Annotated in this window: 15 protein-coding genes; 11 read left to right on the forward strand and 4 right to left on the reverse strand. The window is 72.6% G+C overall.

Going from position 1 to position 18,193, the window contains the following annotated elements; all coding sequences use genetic code 11:
• Window positions 1–72: 72 nt before the first annotated feature.
• Complete coding sequence (locus AAG827_RS00005) at window positions 73–1,311, reverse strand: trypsin-like peptidase domain-containing protein (protein ID WP_341923682.1); 1,239 nt, start codon at window positions 1,309–1,311, stop codon at window positions 73–75.
• A 104-nt stretch (window positions 1,312–1,415) separates the two neighbouring features.
• Between AAG827_RS00005 and AAG827_RS00010 the strand changes: the two genes are divergently transcribed.
• The 4 genes from AAG827_RS00010 to AAG827_RS00025 all read left to right on the forward strand — a co-directional run bounded on the left by AAG827_RS00010 (window position 1,416) and on the right by AAG827_RS00025 (window position 8,166).
• On the forward strand, window positions 1,416–2,381 hold the full coding sequence (locus tag AAG827_RS00010; protein ID WP_341923684.1) for a YihY/virulence factor BrkB family protein: 966 nt from the start codon (window positions 1,416–1,418) through the stop codon (window positions 2,379–2,381).
• A 64-nt stretch (window positions 2,382–2,445) separates the two neighbouring features.
• Window positions 2,446–2,898 (forward strand): EVE domain-containing protein, encoded by a 453-nt coding sequence (locus AAG827_RS00015; protein WP_341923686.1) that lies wholly within the window; start codon window positions 2,446–2,448, stop codon window positions 2,896–2,898.
• 64 nt (window positions 2,899–2,962) lie between these two features.
• On the forward strand, window positions 2,963–6,820 hold the full coding sequence (locus AAG827_RS00020; protein ID WP_341923688.1) for a Pls/PosA family non-ribosomal peptide synthetase: 3,858 nt from the start codon (window positions 2,963–2,965) through the stop codon (window positions 6,818–6,820).
• Window positions 6,817–8,166 carry a M1 family metallopeptidase gene (locus AAG827_RS00025; RefSeq protein WP_341923690.1) on the forward strand — a complete coding sequence of 450 codons (1,350 nt, stop codon included), beginning with the start codon at window positions 6,817–6,819 and terminating at the stop codon, window positions 8,164–8,166. Before AAG827_RS00020 ends, AAG827_RS00025 begins: the two co-directional genes overlap by 4 nt.
• Here the strand turns inward: AAG827_RS00025 and AAG827_RS00030 are convergent.
• Both AAG827_RS00030 and AAG827_RS00035 read right to left on the reverse strand, forming a co-directional pair.
• A complete protein-coding gene (locus tag AAG827_RS00030) occupies window positions 8,108–8,599 on the reverse strand; it encodes a hypothetical protein (protein WP_341923691.1) in 492 nt (163 codons plus the stop codon). The genes AAG827_RS00025 and AAG827_RS00030 overlap by 59 nt on opposite strands.
• A gap of 81 nt (window positions 8,600–8,680) precedes the next feature.
• Entirely contained in the window at window positions 8,681–9,970 is a 1,290-nt protein-coding gene (locus tag AAG827_RS00035) for a citrate synthase (protein WP_341923693.1), read from the reverse strand.
• 279 nt (window positions 9,971–10,249) lie between these two features.
• Here AAG827_RS00035 and rplM point away from each other — a divergent pair, with 279 nt between their 5' ends.
• The 4 genes from rplM to AAG827_RS00055 all read left to right on the forward strand — a co-directional run bounded on the left by rplM (window position 10,250) and on the right by AAG827_RS00055 (window position 13,345).
• Window positions 10,250–10,693 (forward strand): 50S ribosomal protein L13, encoded by a 444-nt coding sequence (gene rplM, locus AAG827_RS00040; RefSeq protein ID WP_309648403.1) that lies wholly within the window; start codon window positions 10,250–10,252, stop codon window positions 10,691–10,693.
• Between the two features lie 33 nt (window positions 10,694–10,726).
• Window positions 10,727–11,227 carry a 30S ribosomal protein S9 gene (gene rpsI, locus AAG827_RS00045; RefSeq protein WP_341923696.1) on the forward strand — a complete coding sequence of 167 codons (501 nt, stop codon included), beginning with the start codon at window positions 10,727–10,729 and terminating at the stop codon, window positions 11,225–11,227.
• A 14-nt stretch (window positions 11,228–11,241) separates the two neighbouring features.
• Entirely contained in the window at window positions 11,242–12,588 is a 1,347-nt protein-coding gene (glmM, locus tag AAG827_RS00050; RefSeq protein WP_341923697.1) for a phosphoglucosamine mutase, read from the forward strand.
• A 70-nt stretch (window positions 12,589–12,658) separates the two neighbouring features.
• The gene (locus AAG827_RS00055) at window positions 12,659–13,345 is read left to right on the forward strand and encodes a hypothetical protein (protein WP_341923699.1); all 687 of its coding nucleotides are present in this window, start codon (window positions 12,659–12,661) and stop codon (window positions 13,343–13,345) included.
• A 12-nt stretch (window positions 13,346–13,357) separates the two neighbouring features.
• On the opposite strand, the gene coaA is transcribed toward AAG827_RS00055, so the two are convergent.
• Window positions 13,358–14,344, reverse strand: coding sequence for a type I pantothenate kinase (gene coaA, locus AAG827_RS00060; RefSeq protein ID WP_341923701.1), 987 nt, complete (start codon window positions 14,342–14,344; stop codon window positions 13,358–13,360).
• Window positions 14,345–14,410: 66 nt separating this feature from the next.
• On the opposite strand from coaA, the gene glmS reads away from it, so the two are divergent.
• The 3 genes from glmS to AAG827_RS00075 all read left to right on the forward strand — a co-directional run bounded on the left by glmS (window position 14,411) and on the right by AAG827_RS00075 (window position 18,186).
• Window positions 14,411–16,255, forward strand: a complete 1,845-nt coding sequence (gene glmS / locus AAG827_RS00065; protein WP_341923702.1) for a glutamine--fructose-6-phosphate transaminase (isomerizing) — start codon at window positions 14,411–14,413, stop codon at window positions 16,253–16,255.
• Between the two features lie 16 nt (window positions 16,256–16,271).
• Window positions 16,272–16,625: a holo-ACP synthase gene (locus AAG827_RS00070; protein ID WP_341923703.1), complete on the forward strand. Its 354-nt coding sequence runs from the start codon at window positions 16,272–16,274 to the stop codon at window positions 16,623–16,625.
• A 157-nt stretch (window positions 16,626–16,782) separates the two neighbouring features.
• A complete protein-coding gene (locus tag AAG827_RS00075; RefSeq protein WP_341923704.1) occupies window positions 16,783–18,186 on the forward strand; it encodes an NAD(P)H-hydrate dehydratase in 1,404 nt (467 codons plus the stop codon).
• Window positions 18,187–18,193 lie beyond the last annotated feature (7 nt).

An 18,193-nucleotide genomic window follows, 5' to 3' on the forward strand; every position in this document is an offset into this window, starting at 1 on the left:
TGTCGACCTTCCCGGGCCGCTGGAAGGTCGACAACGTCCCGCACTATCCCGGCCACGAGCCGAGCCGTCGACTCAGGAGCTGCTGGTGTCGGCGTCCGAGTCGAGGGTGAGGCTGGTCGTCTGCGACTCGCCGTCGCGCTCGAAGGTCACCTCGACCTCGTCACCCGGGCGATAGCTGCGGATCGTCGCGACCAGGGAGTCCGACCCGGTGATCACCTGGTCGTCGATCCGTGTCACGACGTCGCCGGCCTGGAGCCCGGCGGACTTGGCGGCGGAGCCGTCGGTGATCTCGCCGATCTGGGCGCCCTCGGTCACCTCGGCGCCGGTCGCGTTGGCGACGTCGCGGACGGTGACGCCGAGCTTGGCGTGGGTGGGGGTCTCGCCCGCGGCCATCTGCTCGACGATCGGCAGCACCGAGTCGATCGGGATCGCGAAGCCGAGGCCGATCGAGCCGGACTCCTCGCTGAACCCGCTCGACGCGGTCCGGATGGAGGAGTTGATGCCGATGACGTTGCCGTCCATGTCGACCAGCGGACCGCCACTGTTGCCGGGGTTGATGGCGGCGTCGGTCTGCACGGCGGGGTACGTCGTGGAGTTGCCGTTGCCGTCCGAGCCGACGTCGACCGGGCGGTTGAGCGCGCTCACGATGCCGCTCGTCACGGTCGACTCGAGGCCGAACGGCGAGCCGATGGCGACGACCTGCTCGCCCACGTCGAGGTTGCCGGACTCACCGATCGACGCGGGGGTCAGGCCGCTGACGCCCTCGGCCTGGATCACGGCGGTGTCGGTCAGCGGGTCGGTGCCCAGCACGGTGGCCGAGGCCTTGGTGCCGTCGTTGAACGAGACGGTGATGTCGCCACCCTCGCCCGCGACCTCGACCACGTGGTCGTTGGTCAGGATCTGGCCGTCGGAGCTGAGGATGATCCCCGAGCCGGAGCCCGCCCCGTCAGCTCCGCTCACGTCGAGCTTGACGACCGACGGCAGCACCGAGGAGGCGACCTGCTCGACGCTGCCCTCGGGGGCGGCGGAGTCGGGGGTGCTCACGACCTGCGACGTGGTGCGCTCGGACGCGGCTGCCGAGGCACCGCCCGCACCGGGCTCGTCGTACGTGTTCCAGGCCGCCGCGCCACCGACGCCGGCCGCCCCGCCCACGAGGAGCGAGGCACCGACGACGGCGGCGGCGAAGCCGACCCGACCGCGGCGCGGACCCTGGAGGGGCGCCGGAAAGGCTGGGGCGGGGGGCGGCAGGGGCGACCGGGCGGGCTCGTAGGGGTTCGAGGCCGGGGGTGGAGTGGTCGGGTAGTCGTTCATGTCCCCGACTCTGGCCCCCGAGCCTGTGACGAGTCTGAGACCGGGCTGGGGAGTCGACAAGAAGCGCCGAGTCGGCACGGCGGAGGGGGACATAGGGTGCCGCCATGACGACGGCACGGACGGTCCCCGTCACGACCGAGATGGACGGCGAGGAGCTCGACGCCGAGGACGCCTGGCACCTGGCGCGACACCACGGCATGAAGGCGGTGCTCGTCGGGAGCTTCGTGCGTTTCCGCTACGGCGACGGCTTCACCAACAGCCGCGCGCTCGCCCTGCAGACGTGCCTCGCGGTGGTGCCGTTCATGCTCGCCGTCACCGGCCTGGCGGCAGACATCGACGAGGACCGGCCCGCGCGGGTGGTGGCGGTCACGGTCAACGCCGTCTCCCCGGGCTCGAGCGGCGACGACGCCCTGGTCGACGCGATCTCCAGCGGCTCGGAGGGCACCGGTGAGCTCGCGCTCGTGCTCGGCCTGCTCTTCGCCCTGGTCTCCATGACGACCGCGATGGCGCAGGTCGAGCGCGGCGCCAACCGGATCTACGGCATCCGTCGAGACCGCCCGGCGCTCGCGAAGTACGGCCGCGCGGCGGTCCTCACCGGCGTCCTCGCACTCCCGGTCGGTCTCGGCTTCCTGCTCCTGGTCGCCGGTGGGGCGTTCGGCGACGCGATGGTGGAGGAGTACGGCTGGTCCGCCGGCCTGCACACCATCTGGCAGGTCGCGCGGTGGCCGGTGGGGCTCCTGCTGCTGGTCTTCACGATCGCGGTGCTCTTCGACCACGCCCCCCGGCGGCGTCAGCCGGCCCTGTCCTGGCTGGCTCTCGGCTCGGGCGTGACCGTCGCGCTCAGCATGCTCGCCGCCGCCGGCCTCGCGCTCTACGTCAACCTCAGCGGGTCCTTCGGCAGCACCTACGGCCCCCTCGCCGGCATCGTCGCGCTGCTGCTGTGGAGCCTGCTGTCCTCGATCTCGCTGTTCCTCGGCCTCGCGATCTGCGCCCAGCTCGAGGCCCTGCGCAGCCACCAGACCGAGCCGGCGTACGACGACCCGGGACGCCCGCACCAGCACCAGGTCTGAGGGGGTCGCCCGAGCCTGTGCCCGAGCGGCGGCCACTGTCGGTGCCGGCTGCCAGCCTGGGGTGATGACGCACCTCGACACCCGGCGCTACTGGGTCCTCACGATCAGCCTCGACCACGTCCTGCTCGGGGTCGAGGGCGGCTTCACCCAGGCCGACCACGGGCGTGACGCCCGGCTGCGCGCGCTCAGCCGTGGTGACCTGGTCGCGTTCTACTCCCCGCGCCCGGCCCTGGGCTCCCAGGTCGTCCTCCAGCAGCTCACGGCCCTCGGCGAGGTCGCCGACGACGAGCCCTACCAGGTGCACGGGGGCGACGACGTCCGTCCGTGGCGCCGGAAGGTCACGTTCGAGCAGGTGGGGCGGGTGCCGATCCGCCCGCTGATCCCGCTGCTCGGCTTCGTCACCGACGAGCAGCGGTGGGGACTGCCCTTCCGCAGCGGCGTCCTCGAGGTCACGGCCGGCGACTTCGGCGTCGTCGCCGGAGCGCTGCGGGACGCGGTGACGCACGCCCCGACCTGACCGCCAGGCGACCACCAGGTGGCCGCGACACCTGCTGTTCACCTGGGACCGACAACGTTCGCGGGTGACCCAGGCCCCGATCGCCCCCTTGCTGCGCGGCGACCTGGCCCCCGCGGCCAGGACCCTCGTCGACATCTTCCGCGAGACCGTGGCCCAGGCGTCCGAGGACAGCGCGGTCGACGCCGGCGCCGGCGTCCTCACCTACGCCGAGCTCGAGGAGGCCGCCGACGAGCTGGCCGCCGAGCTCAACGCCCTCGGCGTCGGGCGGGGCGACAAGGTCGGGGTCCGGGTCAGCTCCGGCACCACCGACCTCTACGTCGCGGTCCTCGGCATCCTGCTCGCCGGCTCCGCCTACGTCCCGGTCGACGCCGACGACCCCGACGAGCGGGCCCGGCTGGTCTTCGACGAGGCCGACGTGGCGGCCGTCGTCGGCAACGACCTCACCGTCGCGCTGCGCCGTCCCGGCCCGGCCCGGGAGCCGGAGGAGCCGGGGCTCGACGACGACGCCTGGGTCATCTTCACCTCCGGCTCGACGGGCACGCCCAAGGGCGTCGCCGTCACCCACCGCAGTGCTGCCGCGTTCGTCGACGCGGAGTCCCGGATGTTCCTCCAGGCCGAGCCGCTCGGCGTCGGCGACCGCGTGATGGCCGGCCTGTCGGTCGCCTTCGACGCGTCCTGCGAGGAGATGTGGCTCGCCTGGCGCTACGGCGCCTGCCTCGTGCCCGCCCCACGCGCCCTGGTGCGCAGCGGCGTCGACGTCGGGCCCTGGCTGGTCGCCAACCGGGTCACGGTCGTTTCGACGGTCCCGACCCTGGTCGCGCTGTGGCCCTCCGAGGCCCTCGAGCGGGTGCGTCTGCTGATCATGGGCGGCGAGGCGTGCCCCGCCGAGCTCGTCGCCCGGCTGGTCGCACCGGGTCGCGAGGTGTGGAACACCTACGGCCCCACCGAGGCCACCGTCGTCGCCTGCGGTGCGTTGCTCACCGGGGAGGGCCCGGTGCGCATCGGCCTGCCGCTCGACGGCTGGGACCTCGCGGTCGTCGACGCCGACGGCGTCCCCGTCGAGCAGGGGCAGACCGGGGAGCTGATCATCGGGGGAGTGGGCCTGGCCCGCTACCTCGACCCGGCCAAGGACGCCGAGAAGTACGCCGCGATGCCGACCCTCGGCTGGGACCGCGCCTACCGCTCCGGCGACCTCGTGGTGCTCGACCACGCGGGGCTGCTCTTCGGGGGTCGGGCCGACGACCAGGTCAAGCTCGGCGGCCGGCGCATCGAGCTCGGTGAGATCGACAGCGCCCTGCTCGGCCTGCCGGGCGTGGGCGCGGCCGCCGCCGCCGTACGACGCTCCGCCGCCGGCAACCAGCTCCTGGTCGGCTACGTCGCGATCGACCCGTCCGCCGACCCGCCCTTCGACCAGGCGGCGTCGCTGGAGCGGCTGCGCCGCGACCTCCCGGCCGCCCTGGTGCCGCGCCTGGCCGTCGTCGACGCCCTCCCGACCCGCACCTCCGGCAAGGTCGACCGCGACGCGCTGCCGTGGCCGCTGGTCGCGCCCGACCAGGCGCCGGCCGGGCTGGAGGGCACCGCCGCCTGGATCGCCACCCTGTGGCAGGAGGTCCTCGGTGCCACCGTGAGCGGACCGGACGCCGACTTCTTCGACGAGGGCGGCGGCAGCCTCACCGCGGCCCAGATCGTCAGCCGCCTGCGCACGCGCTTCCCGGACGTCGCCGTGGGCGACGTCTACGAGAAGCCGACGATCGGCGCCATGGCGGCCTACCTCGACCAGATGCAGGAGGCCGGCCCCGTCTCCGACCGCACCGTGCCGCCGATCCCGGTCAAGACCCAGGCTGGCCAGGTCGTGGCCACGCTGGCGCTGCGCGCGGTGGCCGGGCCCCGCTGGCTCACCTGGATCGCCCTCGGCTGCTGGGCCCTGTCCCTGGTCGGGCTCGACTGGCTGCCCCGGCTCCCGTGGGCGCTGGTCGTCGTGTCGTGGGTGCTCTTCGTCAGCTCGCCGGGCCGGATGCTCCTCGCGGCCGCCGGCTGCCGACTCCTGCTGCGCCCGGTCACGCCCGGCGACCACCCCCGCGGCGGCAAGGCCCACCTGCGGCTCTGGCTGGCCAACCGGCTCACCGACGAGCTCGGCGCGACCGGCCTCGCGGGGGCGCCCTTCGTCAAGCTCTACGCCCGGCTGCTCGGCGCCGAGGTCGGGCCCGACGTCGACCTGCACAGCCTCCCGCCGGTCACCGGCTGGCTGACGCTCGGCGAGGGCTGCTCGATCGAGCCCGAGGTCGACCTCAGCGGCTACTGGATCGACGGCGACGTCCTCCACGTCGGCCCGATCCGCGTCGGCGCCCGGGCCCGCCTCGGGGCGCGCTCGATGATGTGTCCCGGGGCCGACGTCGGCGACGACGCCGAGGTGGCGCCCGGGTCCTCGGTGTTCGGCTCGGTCCCCGCCGGTGAGTACTGGTCCGGCTCGCCCGCCGTCCGCGTCGCCGGCGCCGCGCGCGGCCCCTGGGCCGGCCAGCCCGCCGACCACCCGGCCTGGCTCCTGGCCTACGGCGCTGTCGCGACGCTGCTCGCGCTGCTGCCGGCGCTCGCTGCCCTGGCAGTCGTCGCACCGCTGCTCGTCCTCACCGGCCCCACGTCGTACGACGAGGCGCTGGGGCTGCTCGTCTGGCTCCCGGTCGCGACGGTGCTGGGGCTCGGGCTGCTCGCGCTGCTGGTCTGGGCCGTCGTGCGGGTGGCCGCGCGCGCGATCACCGCGGGCGTCCACCCGGTCCGCAGCCGCCAGGGCCTCGCGGTGTGGGCCACGGTCCGGGTGCTCGACGACGCCCGCACCTGGCTCTTCCCGCTCTACTCCTCCCAGCTGACGCCGTGGTGGCTGCGCCGGCTCGGGGCCCGCATCGGCCACGGGGTCGAGGCCTCCACGGTGCTCATGGTGCCGTCGCTGACGACGGTCAACGACCAGGCCTTCCTGGCTGACGACACCCTGATCGGCGGCTACGAGCTCGGTGGGGGCTGGCTGCGGGTCGAGCGGGTGAAGGTCGGCAAGCGAGCCTTCGTCGGCAACTCCGGCATGGCGGCACCCGGTCGCAAGGTGCCCAAGGCATCCCTCGTGGCGGTCCTCTCGGCGGCACCGCGACGCAAGTCGGCCAAGGCGGGGGAGTCCTGGCTGGGCAGCCCGCCGGCGCCGCTGCGCCGTGCCGCCGAGACCGCCGACGCCGGCCGCACCTACGACCCACCCACGCGGCTCAAGGTGCTGCGTGCCGCCGTCGAGCTCTGCCGGCTGCTGCCGGTGATGCTCGCGCTGGGCCTCACCGCGGTCACCGCACTGGGCCTCACCGCGCTGCTGGACGGCCCCGGCGTCGTCGTCGCGGTGCTCCTGGCCGGTCCGGTCCTCGCCGTCGGCGGCCTGCTGGCCGCGGCCGTCACGGTCGCCGCCAAGTGGCTGCTCGTCGGCCGGGTGCGTCCCGGAGCCCATCCGCTGTGGAGCTCGTTCGTGTGGCGCAACGAGCTGGCCGACACGTTCGTGGAGGTCCTCGCCGCACCGTGGTTCGCCCGGGCGGTCGCCGGCACCCCGCTGATCAACGTGTGGTTCCGCGCGATGGGCGCGCGCATCGGTCGGGGCGTGTGGTGCGAGACCTACTGGCTCCCCGAGACCGACCTCGTCGACCTCGGCGACGGGGTGACGGTCAACCAGGGCAGCGTCGTGCAGACCCATCTCTTCCACGACCGGATGCTCAGCATGGACACCGTCACGTTGAGGCGGGGCTCGACCCTGGGGCCCAACAGCGTCATCCTCCCGGCGGCGACCCTCGGCCGGCACGCTACGGTCGGGCCTGTGTCACTGGTGATGAGGGGCGAGTCGTTGCCCGACAAGACGACCTGGATCGGCAACCCCATCGGCCCCTGGGTGATCGACCGGTGAAGCTGCCTGGACTCGGGTCCGACCTGCCGACGGCAGACCCCTACCTCCCCGGTCACGGCGACCCCTCCTGGGGCGCCACCCACTACGCCCTCGACCTGGTCTACGACATCGACGGCAACCGCCTGCGGGCCACCGCGACGATCGAGGCCGTCGCCGACGAGGACCTCGATCGTGTCGTCCTCGACCTGGCCCACCTCGACGTCACCAAGGTCAAGGTCGACGGTCGCCTGCCGGCCAAGTACCGCACCCGTGAGGGGCGGTTGGTCATCACCCTGGCGACGCCCCTCGCCCAGGGCACGACCTTCACGATGGTCGTGTCCTACTCCGGCAACCCGCGGCCCCTGGTGGAGAAGCACCACGGCGAGGCCGGCTGGGAGGAGCTCGCCGACGGTGTCATCGTCGCCGGCCAGCCGCACGGCGCCCCCACCTGGTTCCCCTGCAACGACCGGCCCGACGACAAGGCGTCCTACGCCATCTCGGTGACGACCCACCCCGACTACCACGTCGTCGCCAACGGCCTGCTCGGCAGCCGCAGGCGCCACGGCAGCTCGGTCACCTGGACCTACACGCAGGACGAGCCGATGGCGACCTACCTCGCCACCGTCCAGATCGGGCGCTACGACGCCCGCGAGCTCGACGCGACCGTCCCGATGTACGCCGTCGTCCCCCACGACGCGGGCAGCGGCGTCGACGACGCGTTCGGCCGACAGCCCGAGATGCTGGCCACCTTCGCCGAGCTCTTCGGCGACTACCCCTTCCCGCTCTACACCGTCGTCGTCACGGCCGACGACCTCGAGATCCCGCTGGAGTCGCAGAGCCTGTCGACCTTCGGGCGCAACTTCCTCACCTCGGACTGGGAGTCGGTGCGGCTCGTGGCCCACGAGCTCTCGCACCAGTGGTTCGGCAACACCGTGACCCTCGGCGCGTGGCGCGACATCTGGCTGCACGAGGGCTTCGCCTGCTACGCCGAGTGGCTGTGGTCGGAGCGGTCGGGAGGCGACGCGGCCGACGTCCACGCCCGCACCCACCACGAGCGCCTCGCCGGCCTCGACCAGGACCTGCTGCTCTCCGACCCCGGGCCGGAGCTCATGTTCGACGACCGCGTCTACAAGCGCGGCGCGCTCACCCTGCACGCGCTGCGGCTCACGGTCGGCGACGGCGCCTTCTTCGGGCTGCTCCAGGCCTGGGTGGCCGCCCACCGCGGCGGCACGGTCAGCACCGCCGACTTCCTGGCGCACGCTGCGTCCCACACGGGCGAGGACCTCGACGAGCTCTTCGAGGGGTGGCTCAACGAGCTGGAGCTGCCGGAGCTCCCGGACGCCCAGGACGCTCTTCACGCCAGCTGAGCCCGGCCGGCTCGGCGCACGCGACCGAGCCGACCCAGCTGACGGGCAGCGGGAGCGGTGCGGTCCACAGGTCCGGCAGCTCGGAGGGTTCCCGGGCCAGGCCCTCACCGGTGGTCTTGGCGACGGCCTCCAGACGTGTCCATGCCCGCAGGTCGCCGTAGTCGCCCGCGTCGCGTCCGGGTGCCTCGCGCTCCACGTCGACGCCGAGCGGAGCTGTGCTCCAGGCCGCCAGCACCACGTCCTCGGCGTAGGCCAGGCTCAGGTGCACGACCTCGCCGCCACCGAGGGGGACCGGTCGGCCGTGGTGGGGGCTGGCACACCGCACGCACAAGCGGGCCACCCGCGCCAGCCCCAGCTCCGCGACCAGGTGCGTCTCTGCCCGAGCACGCCGGGCCTCCCGTGACCCCGGCCCCCAGAGCGCGGTGACGTGCACCGTGGGAGACAGCGACGCGGCCGCCGTCAGCGCCCGGAGGGGCGCGACGTCGGCCGCGTTGCTACGGCGCAGGTGCAGGGCTCAGGCCCAACGCTCGGCGGCGGGGACGAAGTCGAGCGTGCGGTCGCCGGTGTAGATCTGCTTGGGGCGCGCGATCTTCTGCTCCTTGTCCTGCACGAGCTCGACCCACTGCGCCAGCCAACCCGGCGTGCGGCCGATGGCGAAGAGGACGGTGAACATCTCGGGCGGGAACTGGAAGGCCTCGTAGATCAGGCCGGAGTAGAAGTCGACGTTGGGGTAGAGCTTGCGCTTGATGAAGTACTCGTCCTCGAGCGCGATCTTCTCGAGCTCCTGGGCGATGGCCAGCAGCGGGTTGACGCCGGTCACCTCGAAGACGTCGTCGCAGGCCTTCTTGATGATCGTGGCGCGCGGGTCGAAGTTCTTGTAGACCCGGTGGCCGAAGCCCATGAGCTTCTCGTTGCCGTTCTTGACGCCCTCGATGAAGGCCGGGATGTTCTCCTTCGACCCGATGCGGCGCAGCATCCGCAGGACGGCCTCGTTGGCGCCGCCGTGCAGCGGGCCGAAGAGGGCGCCCACGCCGGCGGAGACCGCCGAGTAGGGGTCGACCTGCGAGGACCCGACGGAGCGGACCGCGTTGGTCGAGCAGTTCTGCTCGTGGTCGGCGTGCAGGATGAAGAGCACGTCGAGAGCCTTGACCAGGCGCGGGTCGGCCTCGAACTTCGACTCGCTCATCTTGAAGAGCATGGAGAGGAAGTTGGCGGTGTAGCTCAGGTCGTTGTCGGGGTAGACGTAGGGCTTGCCCTGCGCGTGGCGGTAGGCCCAGGCGCCGAGGGTCGGCATCTTGGCGATCATGCGGACGATCTGCATGTGCCGGTTGTCGGCGTCGGAGATGTTGCGCGCGTCGGGGTAGAACGTCGAGAGGGCCCCCACCGACGCCATGAGCATGCCCATGGGGTGTGCGTCGTAGCGGAAGCCCTGCATGAAGGTCTTGACGTTCTCGTGGACGAAGGTGTGGTAGGTGATCTCGTGGACCCAGGCCTCGTGCTCGGCCTGGGTCGGCAGGGTGCCGTGGACGAGCAGGTAGGCCACCTCGAGGAAGTTGGACTTCTCGGCCAGCTGCTCGATGGGATAGCCGCGGTACTCCAAGATGCCCTTGTCGCCATCGATGAAGGTCACGGCGCTGCGGCAGGAGGCGGTGTTGACGAAACCCGGGTCGTAGACGGCCAGACCTGGCGCGTCCTCGGCGGTGCGGATCTTCCCGACGTCGGCGGCCTTGATGGTGCCGTCGAGGATCGGTACGTCGTACTCCTGTCCGGTGCGGTTGTCGCGGACGGTGAGAGAGTCAGTCACGCTCTCCAACCTAAACCGCTGTCCTAGGCGCGCGCTAACCCGTGTCCACCTTGTGTGCTCCGGCCCGCGTCGTTTTGACCCGCCGCGCGCGGGAGCCGTAGTCTTGCCGGTCGCGACTCCTGCCGCGTCCCGACCTGGTCTCCCTGTGGTGATCCAGCCGGGATGCAGTGCCGGTCCCCACCTCGGTGGCAGGCCGGCCCGTGTTCGTCAGAAGTCGCGGCACCACCACCCCCGGGATCGATCCCGGCGGGTCCACGAACGAAGGAAAGTAGAAGCGTCTTGCGCACGTACAGCCCCAAGCCCGGCGACATCCAGCGCGACTGGCACGTCATCGACGCCCAGGACATCGTCCTGGGTCGCCTCGCCGTCGAGGTCGCCACCCTCCTCCGCGGCAAGCACAAGCCGATCTTCGCCCCGCACATGGACGTCGGTGACTTCGTCATCGTCGTCAACGCGGAGAAGGTCCACCTGTCCGGCACCAAGCGCACGACGAAGATGGCCTACCGCCACTCCGGTTACCCGGGCGGTCTGACCTCCACCCCGATCGGCGAGGTCCTCGACAAGGACGCTCGCAAGGCGATCGAGAAGGCCGTGTGGGGCATGCTCCCCAAGAACAAGCTCGGTCGCGCGCTGATGAAGAAGCTCAAGGTCTACAGCGGCCCGACCCACCCCCACTCGGCCCAGCAGGCCGTCCCCTTCGAGATCTCGCAGATCTCCCAGTAATCATCGACGTCGAAAGCAAGGTTGAGGAACACAGTGGCTGACACCAGCACCGAGGTCGAGGAGACCTACGAGACCGACGAGCAGGGCGTTGCCTACAGCTCCGAGAGCGCTCCGTCCGCGGACGCCCCCGCCCGCCCGGCGACCATCGCCCCCGCAGCGGCCACCGGCCGTCGCAAGGAGGCCGTGGCCCGTGTGCGCATCGTCCCCGGCACCGGCGTGTGGACCGTCAACGGTCGCACGCTCGACAACTACTTCCCCAACAAGCTGCACCAGCAGGTGGTGAACGAGCCGTTCGCCGAGCTGCAGCTCGAGGGTCGGTTCGACGTCATCGCCCGCATCCACGGTGGCGGCATCACCGGTCAGGCCGGCGCGCTGCGCCTCGGCGTGGCCCGTTGCCTCAACTGGATCGACACCGACGCCAACCGTCCGGCGCTCAAGAAGGCCGGGCTGCTCACGCGTGACGCCCGCGTCATCGAGCGCAAGAAGGCTGGTCTCAAGAAGGCGCGCAAGGCGCCGCAGTTCAGCAAGCGCTGATCGCCTAAGGCGACATGCCGCGCATCTTCGGCACGGACGGGGTCCGGGGCCTGGCCAACGGTGAACTCACCGCTGAGCTGGCCCTGGACCTTTCCGTTGCCGCCGCACGTGTCCTCGTCGACCGGGGAGACTACGAGGGGGAGCGCCCCCTCGCGGTCGTCGGTCGTGACACCCGGATCTCCGGGCAGTTCCTCGAGCACGCGGTCGTGGCCGGGCTCGCCTCGGCCGGGGTCGACGTGCTGCGCCTGCGGGTGCTGCCGACCCCGGGCGTCGCCCACCTCACCCAGTCGCTGGGTGCCGACCTCGGCGTCGTCATCAGCGCCTCGCACAACCCGATGCCCGACAACGGCATCAAGTTCCTCGCCCGCGGCGGGGTCAAGCTCGACGACGCCGTCGAGCGCGACATCGAGGCCCACCTGGAGCGCCCGTGGGTCCGCCCGACGGGCGGCGACATCGGGCGCGTCTCGCCCTACGCCACCCCCGTCGAGGAGTACGTCGAGCACCTGGTCTCCACCCTCGACCGGCCGCTCGAGGGCCTCAAGGTCGTCCTCGACTGCGCCCACGGCGCCGCCCACGAGTCGGGCCCGCTCGCGCTGCGGCGGGCCGGCGCCGAGGTCATCGCCATCGCGGATGCCCCCGACGGGCTCAACATCAACGACGGCTGTGGCTCCACCCACCTCGGCCCGCTGCGCGCCGCCGTCCTCGAGCACGGCGCCGACGCCGGCTTCGCGCTCGACGGCGACGCCGACCGCTGCCTGGCCGTGGACGCCGCCGGCGAGACCGTCGACGGCGACCAGATCCTCGCGATCCTCGCCCTCGGCATGGCCGAGACCGGCCACCTGGTCAAGGACACCGTCGTCGCGACCGTCATGAGCAACCTCGGGTTCGTGCAGGCCATGAAGGCTGCCGGGCTCGGGGTGCGCCAGACCAAGGTCGGCGACCGCTACGTGCTCGAGGCCATGCGCGTCTCCGGCTACTCCCTCGGCGGCGAGCAGTCCGGCCACGTGATCATGAGCGAGCACGCCACCACCGGCGACGGCACCCTCACCGCCCTGCACGTCCTCCAACGCATGGCCTCGACCGGTCAGTCGCTCGCCTCCCTCGCGGGCGTCATGACCCGGCTCCCGCAGGTCCTGGTCAACGTCCCCGACGTCGACAAGGCCCGCACCGACGAGGACGCCGTCCTCGCCGCCGCGGTCGCCGAGGAGGAGTACGCCCTGGGCGACACTGGCCGGATCCTGCTGCGCCCCTCCGGCACCGAGCCGCTCGTGCGCGTCATGGTCGAGGCCCCCACCCCCGAGCTCGCCCGCGCCGTCGCCGAGCGTCTCGCCGGGGTCGTGCGCCAGCAGCTTGCGCTCTGAGGCAGGCCTCGCAGCAGCACCCTGTGGAGGAGCGGTCGCACCGGGGGCGCCCCACCGGTAGACGTGGACCATGGGCCTCCCCACGAGCATGCGCGCGACCACACCGGCGACCCTGCTCGGCGGGCTGGCCACGCTGGTCGTGACCGTGAGCGCGGCGGTCGTGCTGCTCGCGCAGAGGGGGGAGCCGGCGCGGGTGGCCACCGCCGACCCGCAGCCGACCTGGCAGGTCCTGCGATCGTCGTACGCCGAGGTGCGCGTGCCGCCCGCCTCCCAGGGCTGGAGCGTCCCCGACCCCGACGGGATGCTCTTCTACGCCGACCCCGAGGGCGAGCCGGTGGTCGGCGTCAGGGGCCCCGCGGTCCTCGACGACGGCTACTGCCCGAGCGGCACCGCCGCGCCGTCCAACCGTGCCTTCGTGGGCCTCACCCGGCCGGTCCCGGGCCTCGACCCCGGCGTGGTCGACCGACGTCTCCAGGCAGCCTGGACCGCAGGCATCGCCGGCACCACGGGCGAGCCCCTGGCCACCCGTCGTACGACGGTCCGGCTCGCCGACGGCGCCCCGGCCGCCGCCTCGCGCACGACGATCCGGCTGCACGACCGTGACCCGTGCACGCCGCAGCGTGTCGAGCTGCACCTCGTGAGCTCGCGTGCGCGCGACGGCGTCGTCAGCGCGGTGCTGGTGCGCGACCTCGGCCCACGATCGGCCACCGAGGAGACCGTCAGGCGGATCCTGAGGAGCCTGCGAGCCCGTCGGTGACGCAGCGGCACCTCAGAGCTTGCGCAGCCGCACGTAGCGCACCGAGTGGTCGCGGTCCTTGCGCAGCACCAGGGTGGCGCGCGAGCGGGTGGGCAGCACGTTCTCGGCCAGGTTGGGCCCGTTGATGGTGTCCCAGATCCGGGTCGCCTCGGCGACGGCCTCCTCGTGGGTCATGTCGCCGTACTTGGTGAAGTAGGAGCCCGGGTCGCGGAACGCCGTCTCGCGCAGCCGCAGGAAGCGCTCGACGTACCAGTCGCGGATGTGGCTGGTGCCCGCGTCGACGTAGACGGAGAAGTCGAAGAAGTCGCTGACGCTGAGCCCTGCGCGACCGTCGTCGCGGACCCGGGCCGGCTGGAGGACGTTGAGGCCCTCGATGATCACGATGTCGGGCCGCTTGATGACGACCTTCTGGTCGTGGACGACGTCGTAGACCAGGTGGGAGTACGTCGGCGCCTCGACCTCGTCCTTGCCCGACTTGATGTCGACGACGAAGCGCAGCAGCGCGCGGCGGTCGTAGGACTCGGGGAAGCCCTTGCGCTGCATGATGCCGCGGCGCTCGAGCTCGGCGTTGGGGTAGAGGAAGCCGTCGGTGGTGATCAGCGCGACGTTGGGGTGCTCGGGCCAGTGGGCCAGCATCTGCTGGAGCACGCGCGCGGTCGTCGACTTGCCGACCGCCACGGAGCCGGCGAGCCCGATCACGAACGGCGTGCGCGGCGGCGTGCGCTGGTGCAGGAACGACTCCTGCTCGCGGTGCAGCTTGCCGGCCGACTCGACGTAGAGGCTCAGCAGCCGGCTCAGCGGCAGGTAGACCTCCTGCACCTCGTCGAGGTCGAGGGAGTCGCCGAGCCCGCGCAGGCTGCGGATCTCGCCGGCCGTCAGCGGGTTGGTCGTCTCGTGGGCCAGCGCGGCCCAGGCGGAGCGGTCGAGCTCGATGTAGGGGGAGGACTCGCGAGGAGAGTCCTCGGGGCCACCGGTGCGATGGCCCCCGCCTGTCGACATGGCCGTGATTGTTGCAGGCCACCCGCCTGCCCGGAGTGGCGGCGTCTCACCTCTAGAGTGAGAGCCATGTGCGGAATCGTCGGGTACGTCGGCCCCCAGCAGGCCCAGGGTGTCGTGATCGAGGGGCTGCGTCGCCTCGAGTACCGCGGCTACGACTCGGCCGGGATCGCCCTCGTCGTCGACGGCGAGCTGGCCTCCGACAAGCGTGCCGGCAAGCTCGCCAACCTCGAGAAGGCGATCGCCGACCACCCGCTGCCCGCGTCCACGACCGGCATCGGCCACACCCGCTGGGCCACCCACGGCGCGCCCAACGACGTCAACGCCCACCCGCACTCCGGCGGCTCGCGCCGCGTGGCGCTCGTGCACAACGGCATCATCGAGAACTTCGCCGAGCTGCGCGACCGCATCGAGGCCGACGGCCACGTCATGCTCTCCGAGACCGACACCGAGGTCGCGGCCCAGCTGCTCGAGCTCCAGGTGGAGTCCGGCATCGACCTGACGACCTCGATGCAGCGCGTGTGCCGCCAGCTCGAGGGCGCCTTCACGCTCGTCGCGATCGACAGCCAGGACCCCTCGCGCGTCGTGGCGGCTCGTCGCAACTCCCCGCTCGTGGTGGGCATCGGCGACGGGGAGAACTTCCTCGGCTCCGACGTCGCCGCGTTCATCGAGCACACGCGCGAGGCCATGGAGCTGGGCCAGGACCAGGTCGTCACGATCACCCGCGAGGGCGTCGAGGTGACCGACTTCGACGGCAACCCGTCCGAGGGCAAGCGCTACCACGTCACCTGGGACCTGTCCGCCGCCGAGAAGGACGGCCACGACTGGTTCATGCGCAAGGAGATCTTCGAGCAGCCGCGCGCCGTGGCCGACTCACTGCTGGGACGTCGTACTCCGGCGGGCCTGCTGCAGCTCGACGAGATGCGGCTCTCCGACGACGAGCTGCGCGACGTCGACAAGATCATCATCATCGCCTGCGGCACGTCGTTCTACGCCGGCATGGTCGCCAAGTACGCCATCGAGCACTGGACCCGCACCCCGGTCGAGGTCGAGCTGGCATCGGAGTTCCGCTACCGCGACCCGATCCTCGACTACTCCACGCTGGTCGTCGCGATCAGCCAGTCGGGGGAGACCGCCGACACCCTCCAGGCGATCCGCCACGCGCGCACGCAGCGCTCCAAGGTGCTGGCGATCTGCAACACCAACGGCTCCACGATCCCGCGTGAGTCCGACGCGGTCATCTACACCCACGCCGGCCCCGAGATCGGCGTCGCCTCCACCAAGGGCTTCCTCACCCAGCTGGTGGCCTGCTACCTGCTCGCGCTCTACGTCGCGCAGGTCAAGGGCACCCGCTACGGCGACGAGATCACCGAGATCGTCCACCAGCTCGAGGAGATGCCCGACCACATCGCCACGGTGCTGGAGTCGGCCGAGCAGGTCTACGAGCTCGCCCGCGCCCACCTCGACACCCGGTCGGTGCTCTTCCTCGGCCGGCACGCGGGCTACCCGGTCGCGCTCGAGGGGGCGCTCAAGCTCAAGGAGCTGGCCTACATCCACGCCGAGGGCTTCGCCGCCGGCGAGCTGAAGCACGGCCCGATCGCGCTTATCGAGGAGGGCCTGCCGGTGCTGTGCGTCGTGCCGCCCCAGGGGCGCGACCAGCTCCACGAGAAGATGATCAGCGGCATCCAGGAGGTCCGCGCCCGCGGTGCGCGCACGATCTGCCTCGCCGAGGAGGGCGACACCAAGATCGAGCCCTACGCCGACGTGCTCATCCGACTGCCGAAGGTGCCGGTGCTGCTGCAGCCGCTCGTCGCGATCGTGCCGCTCCAGCTCTTCGCCTGCGAGCTCGCCACCGCCATGGGCCACGACGTCGACCAGCCGCGCAACCTGGCCAAGTCCGTGACGGTCGAGTGATGCTCCCGGTGGCGTCGTGCCCGTGATCGGCGTCGGCATCGACGTGGTCGACATCGAGCGGTTCGGTGAGTCGCTGGCGCGCACCGCCGGTCTCTCCGCCCGCCTGTTCACCCCGGCCGAGGCCACCCGCCCCCTGGCGTCGCTCGCCGCACGCTTCGCGGCCAAGGAAGCGCTGGCCAAGGCCCTCGGTGCCCCGGTCGGCATGCACTGGCACGACGCGGAGGTCGTCTCGGAGGACTCCGGACGTCCGCTCCTGGAGATCCGCGGCTCCGTCGCCGCCCGCGCCGCCGAGCTCGGCGTCGCCCACCTGCACCTCTCGCTCTCCCACGACGCCGGCATCGCGTCCGCGGTCGTGGTGCTGGAGTCCTGACGCGGCTGGGTCGTGTGCTCGACGCGGCTCGGCCGACCACCAGGGTCAGCCAAGGCGGTGCCCGCCCTCTCGAGTCCTGTGCCGCACAACGTGCCCCAGCGCTGTCTCCGGCCCACCGACCCACCGCCCACCGGCCACCCCGACTAGCGTGGCCGCCATGAGGCACGCACACACCGTCGAGCAGGTCAGGGCGGCCGAGGACGTGCTGCTGGCAACGATGCCGGAGGGTGCGCTGATGGCCCGCGCGGCGCACGGGCTGGCGCAGGCGGTGGTCGACCTCCTCGCCACGCCGTACGGCGGACGCGTGCTGCTGCTGGTCGGCCCCGGCAACAACGGGGGGGACGCGCTCTTCGCCGGCGCGTTGTTGCAGCGACGCGGCTGCCAGGTGGAGGCCTGGACGTTCGCCGACCAGGTCCACCAGGCCGGCAGCGAGGCGCTGCTGGCTGCCGGTGGCCGGACGAGCCGCTTCGACGCGGCCACCAGCCGACCGGCGCCCGGCACCGACCTGGTGGTCGACGGCATCGTCGGCATCGGCGGCCGCCCCGGGCTGAGGCCCGACGCCATCGCGGCGCGCAACCAGGTCGCCGGCATCCCCGTCGTCGCGGTCGACGTCCCCTCGGGCGTCGACGTCGACTCCGGCGCGACCCCCGGTCCCCACGTGAGCGCCGACGTCACGGTCACCTTCGGCACCCACAAGGTCGCCCACCTCGTCGACCCGGCCGCGGCCGCCTGCGGCGCGGTCCACCTCGTCGACCTCGGGCTCGACCTGCCGCCGGCCGACGTCGAGGCGCTCCAGCCCGCCGACGTCGCAGCGTTGCTGCCGCGGCCGAGCACCCACGCCCACAAGTACACCCGTGGCGTCGTCGGCGTCCGAGCCGGATCCAGCGACTACCCCGGCGCCGGGCTGCTCAGCGTCGCGGGCGCGTCGACGGGGCTGTGCGGGATGGTGCGCTACGTCGGTGACGCCGACGTGGCGACCCGCGTGCGCGACGTCCACCCGGAGGTCGTCGGTGACGGCCGGGTCCAGGCCTGGGTGGTCGGCTCGGGCAGCGGCCCGCACGCTGCCGCCGAGCTCGCCGCGGTGCTGCGCGACGGCGAGAGCGGTGTCCCGTGCGTCATCGACGCCGACGCACTCGTGCACGTGACAGCGCCCCTGACCAGCCCCGCCGTCCTCACGCCCCACGCCGGTGAGCTCGCCGCCATGACCGGCGCCGACCGCGCCGCGATCGAGGCCGCGCCGCTCGAGCACGCGCGCCGCGCCGCCACGACGTACGACGCCGTGGTGCTGCTCAAGGGCCGCCACACGCTCGTCGCGGCACCCGACGGGCGCGTCCGCGTGACCACCACCGGCACCCCCTGGCTCGCGACCGCCGGAGCGGGTGACGTCCTGGGCGGCCTGGTCGGCGCGCTGCTGGCCGCCGGGCTCGACCCCTTCGACGCCGCCTCGGTCGGCTCCTGGCTCCACGGGGCGGCCGCCACCCTCGCCTCCGGCGGCGGTCCGATCGTCGCCGGCGACGTCGCCGGCGCGGTGCCCGTGGTCGTGCGCGACCTCCTCGCCTGACCGGCGC

The sequence above is a fragment of the Nocardioides psychrotolerans genome, from assembly GCF_943371775.1.
Taxonomy (GTDB): Bacteria; Actinomycetota; Actinomycetes; order Propionibacteriales; family Nocardioidaceae; genus Nocardioides; species Nocardioides psychrotolerans_A.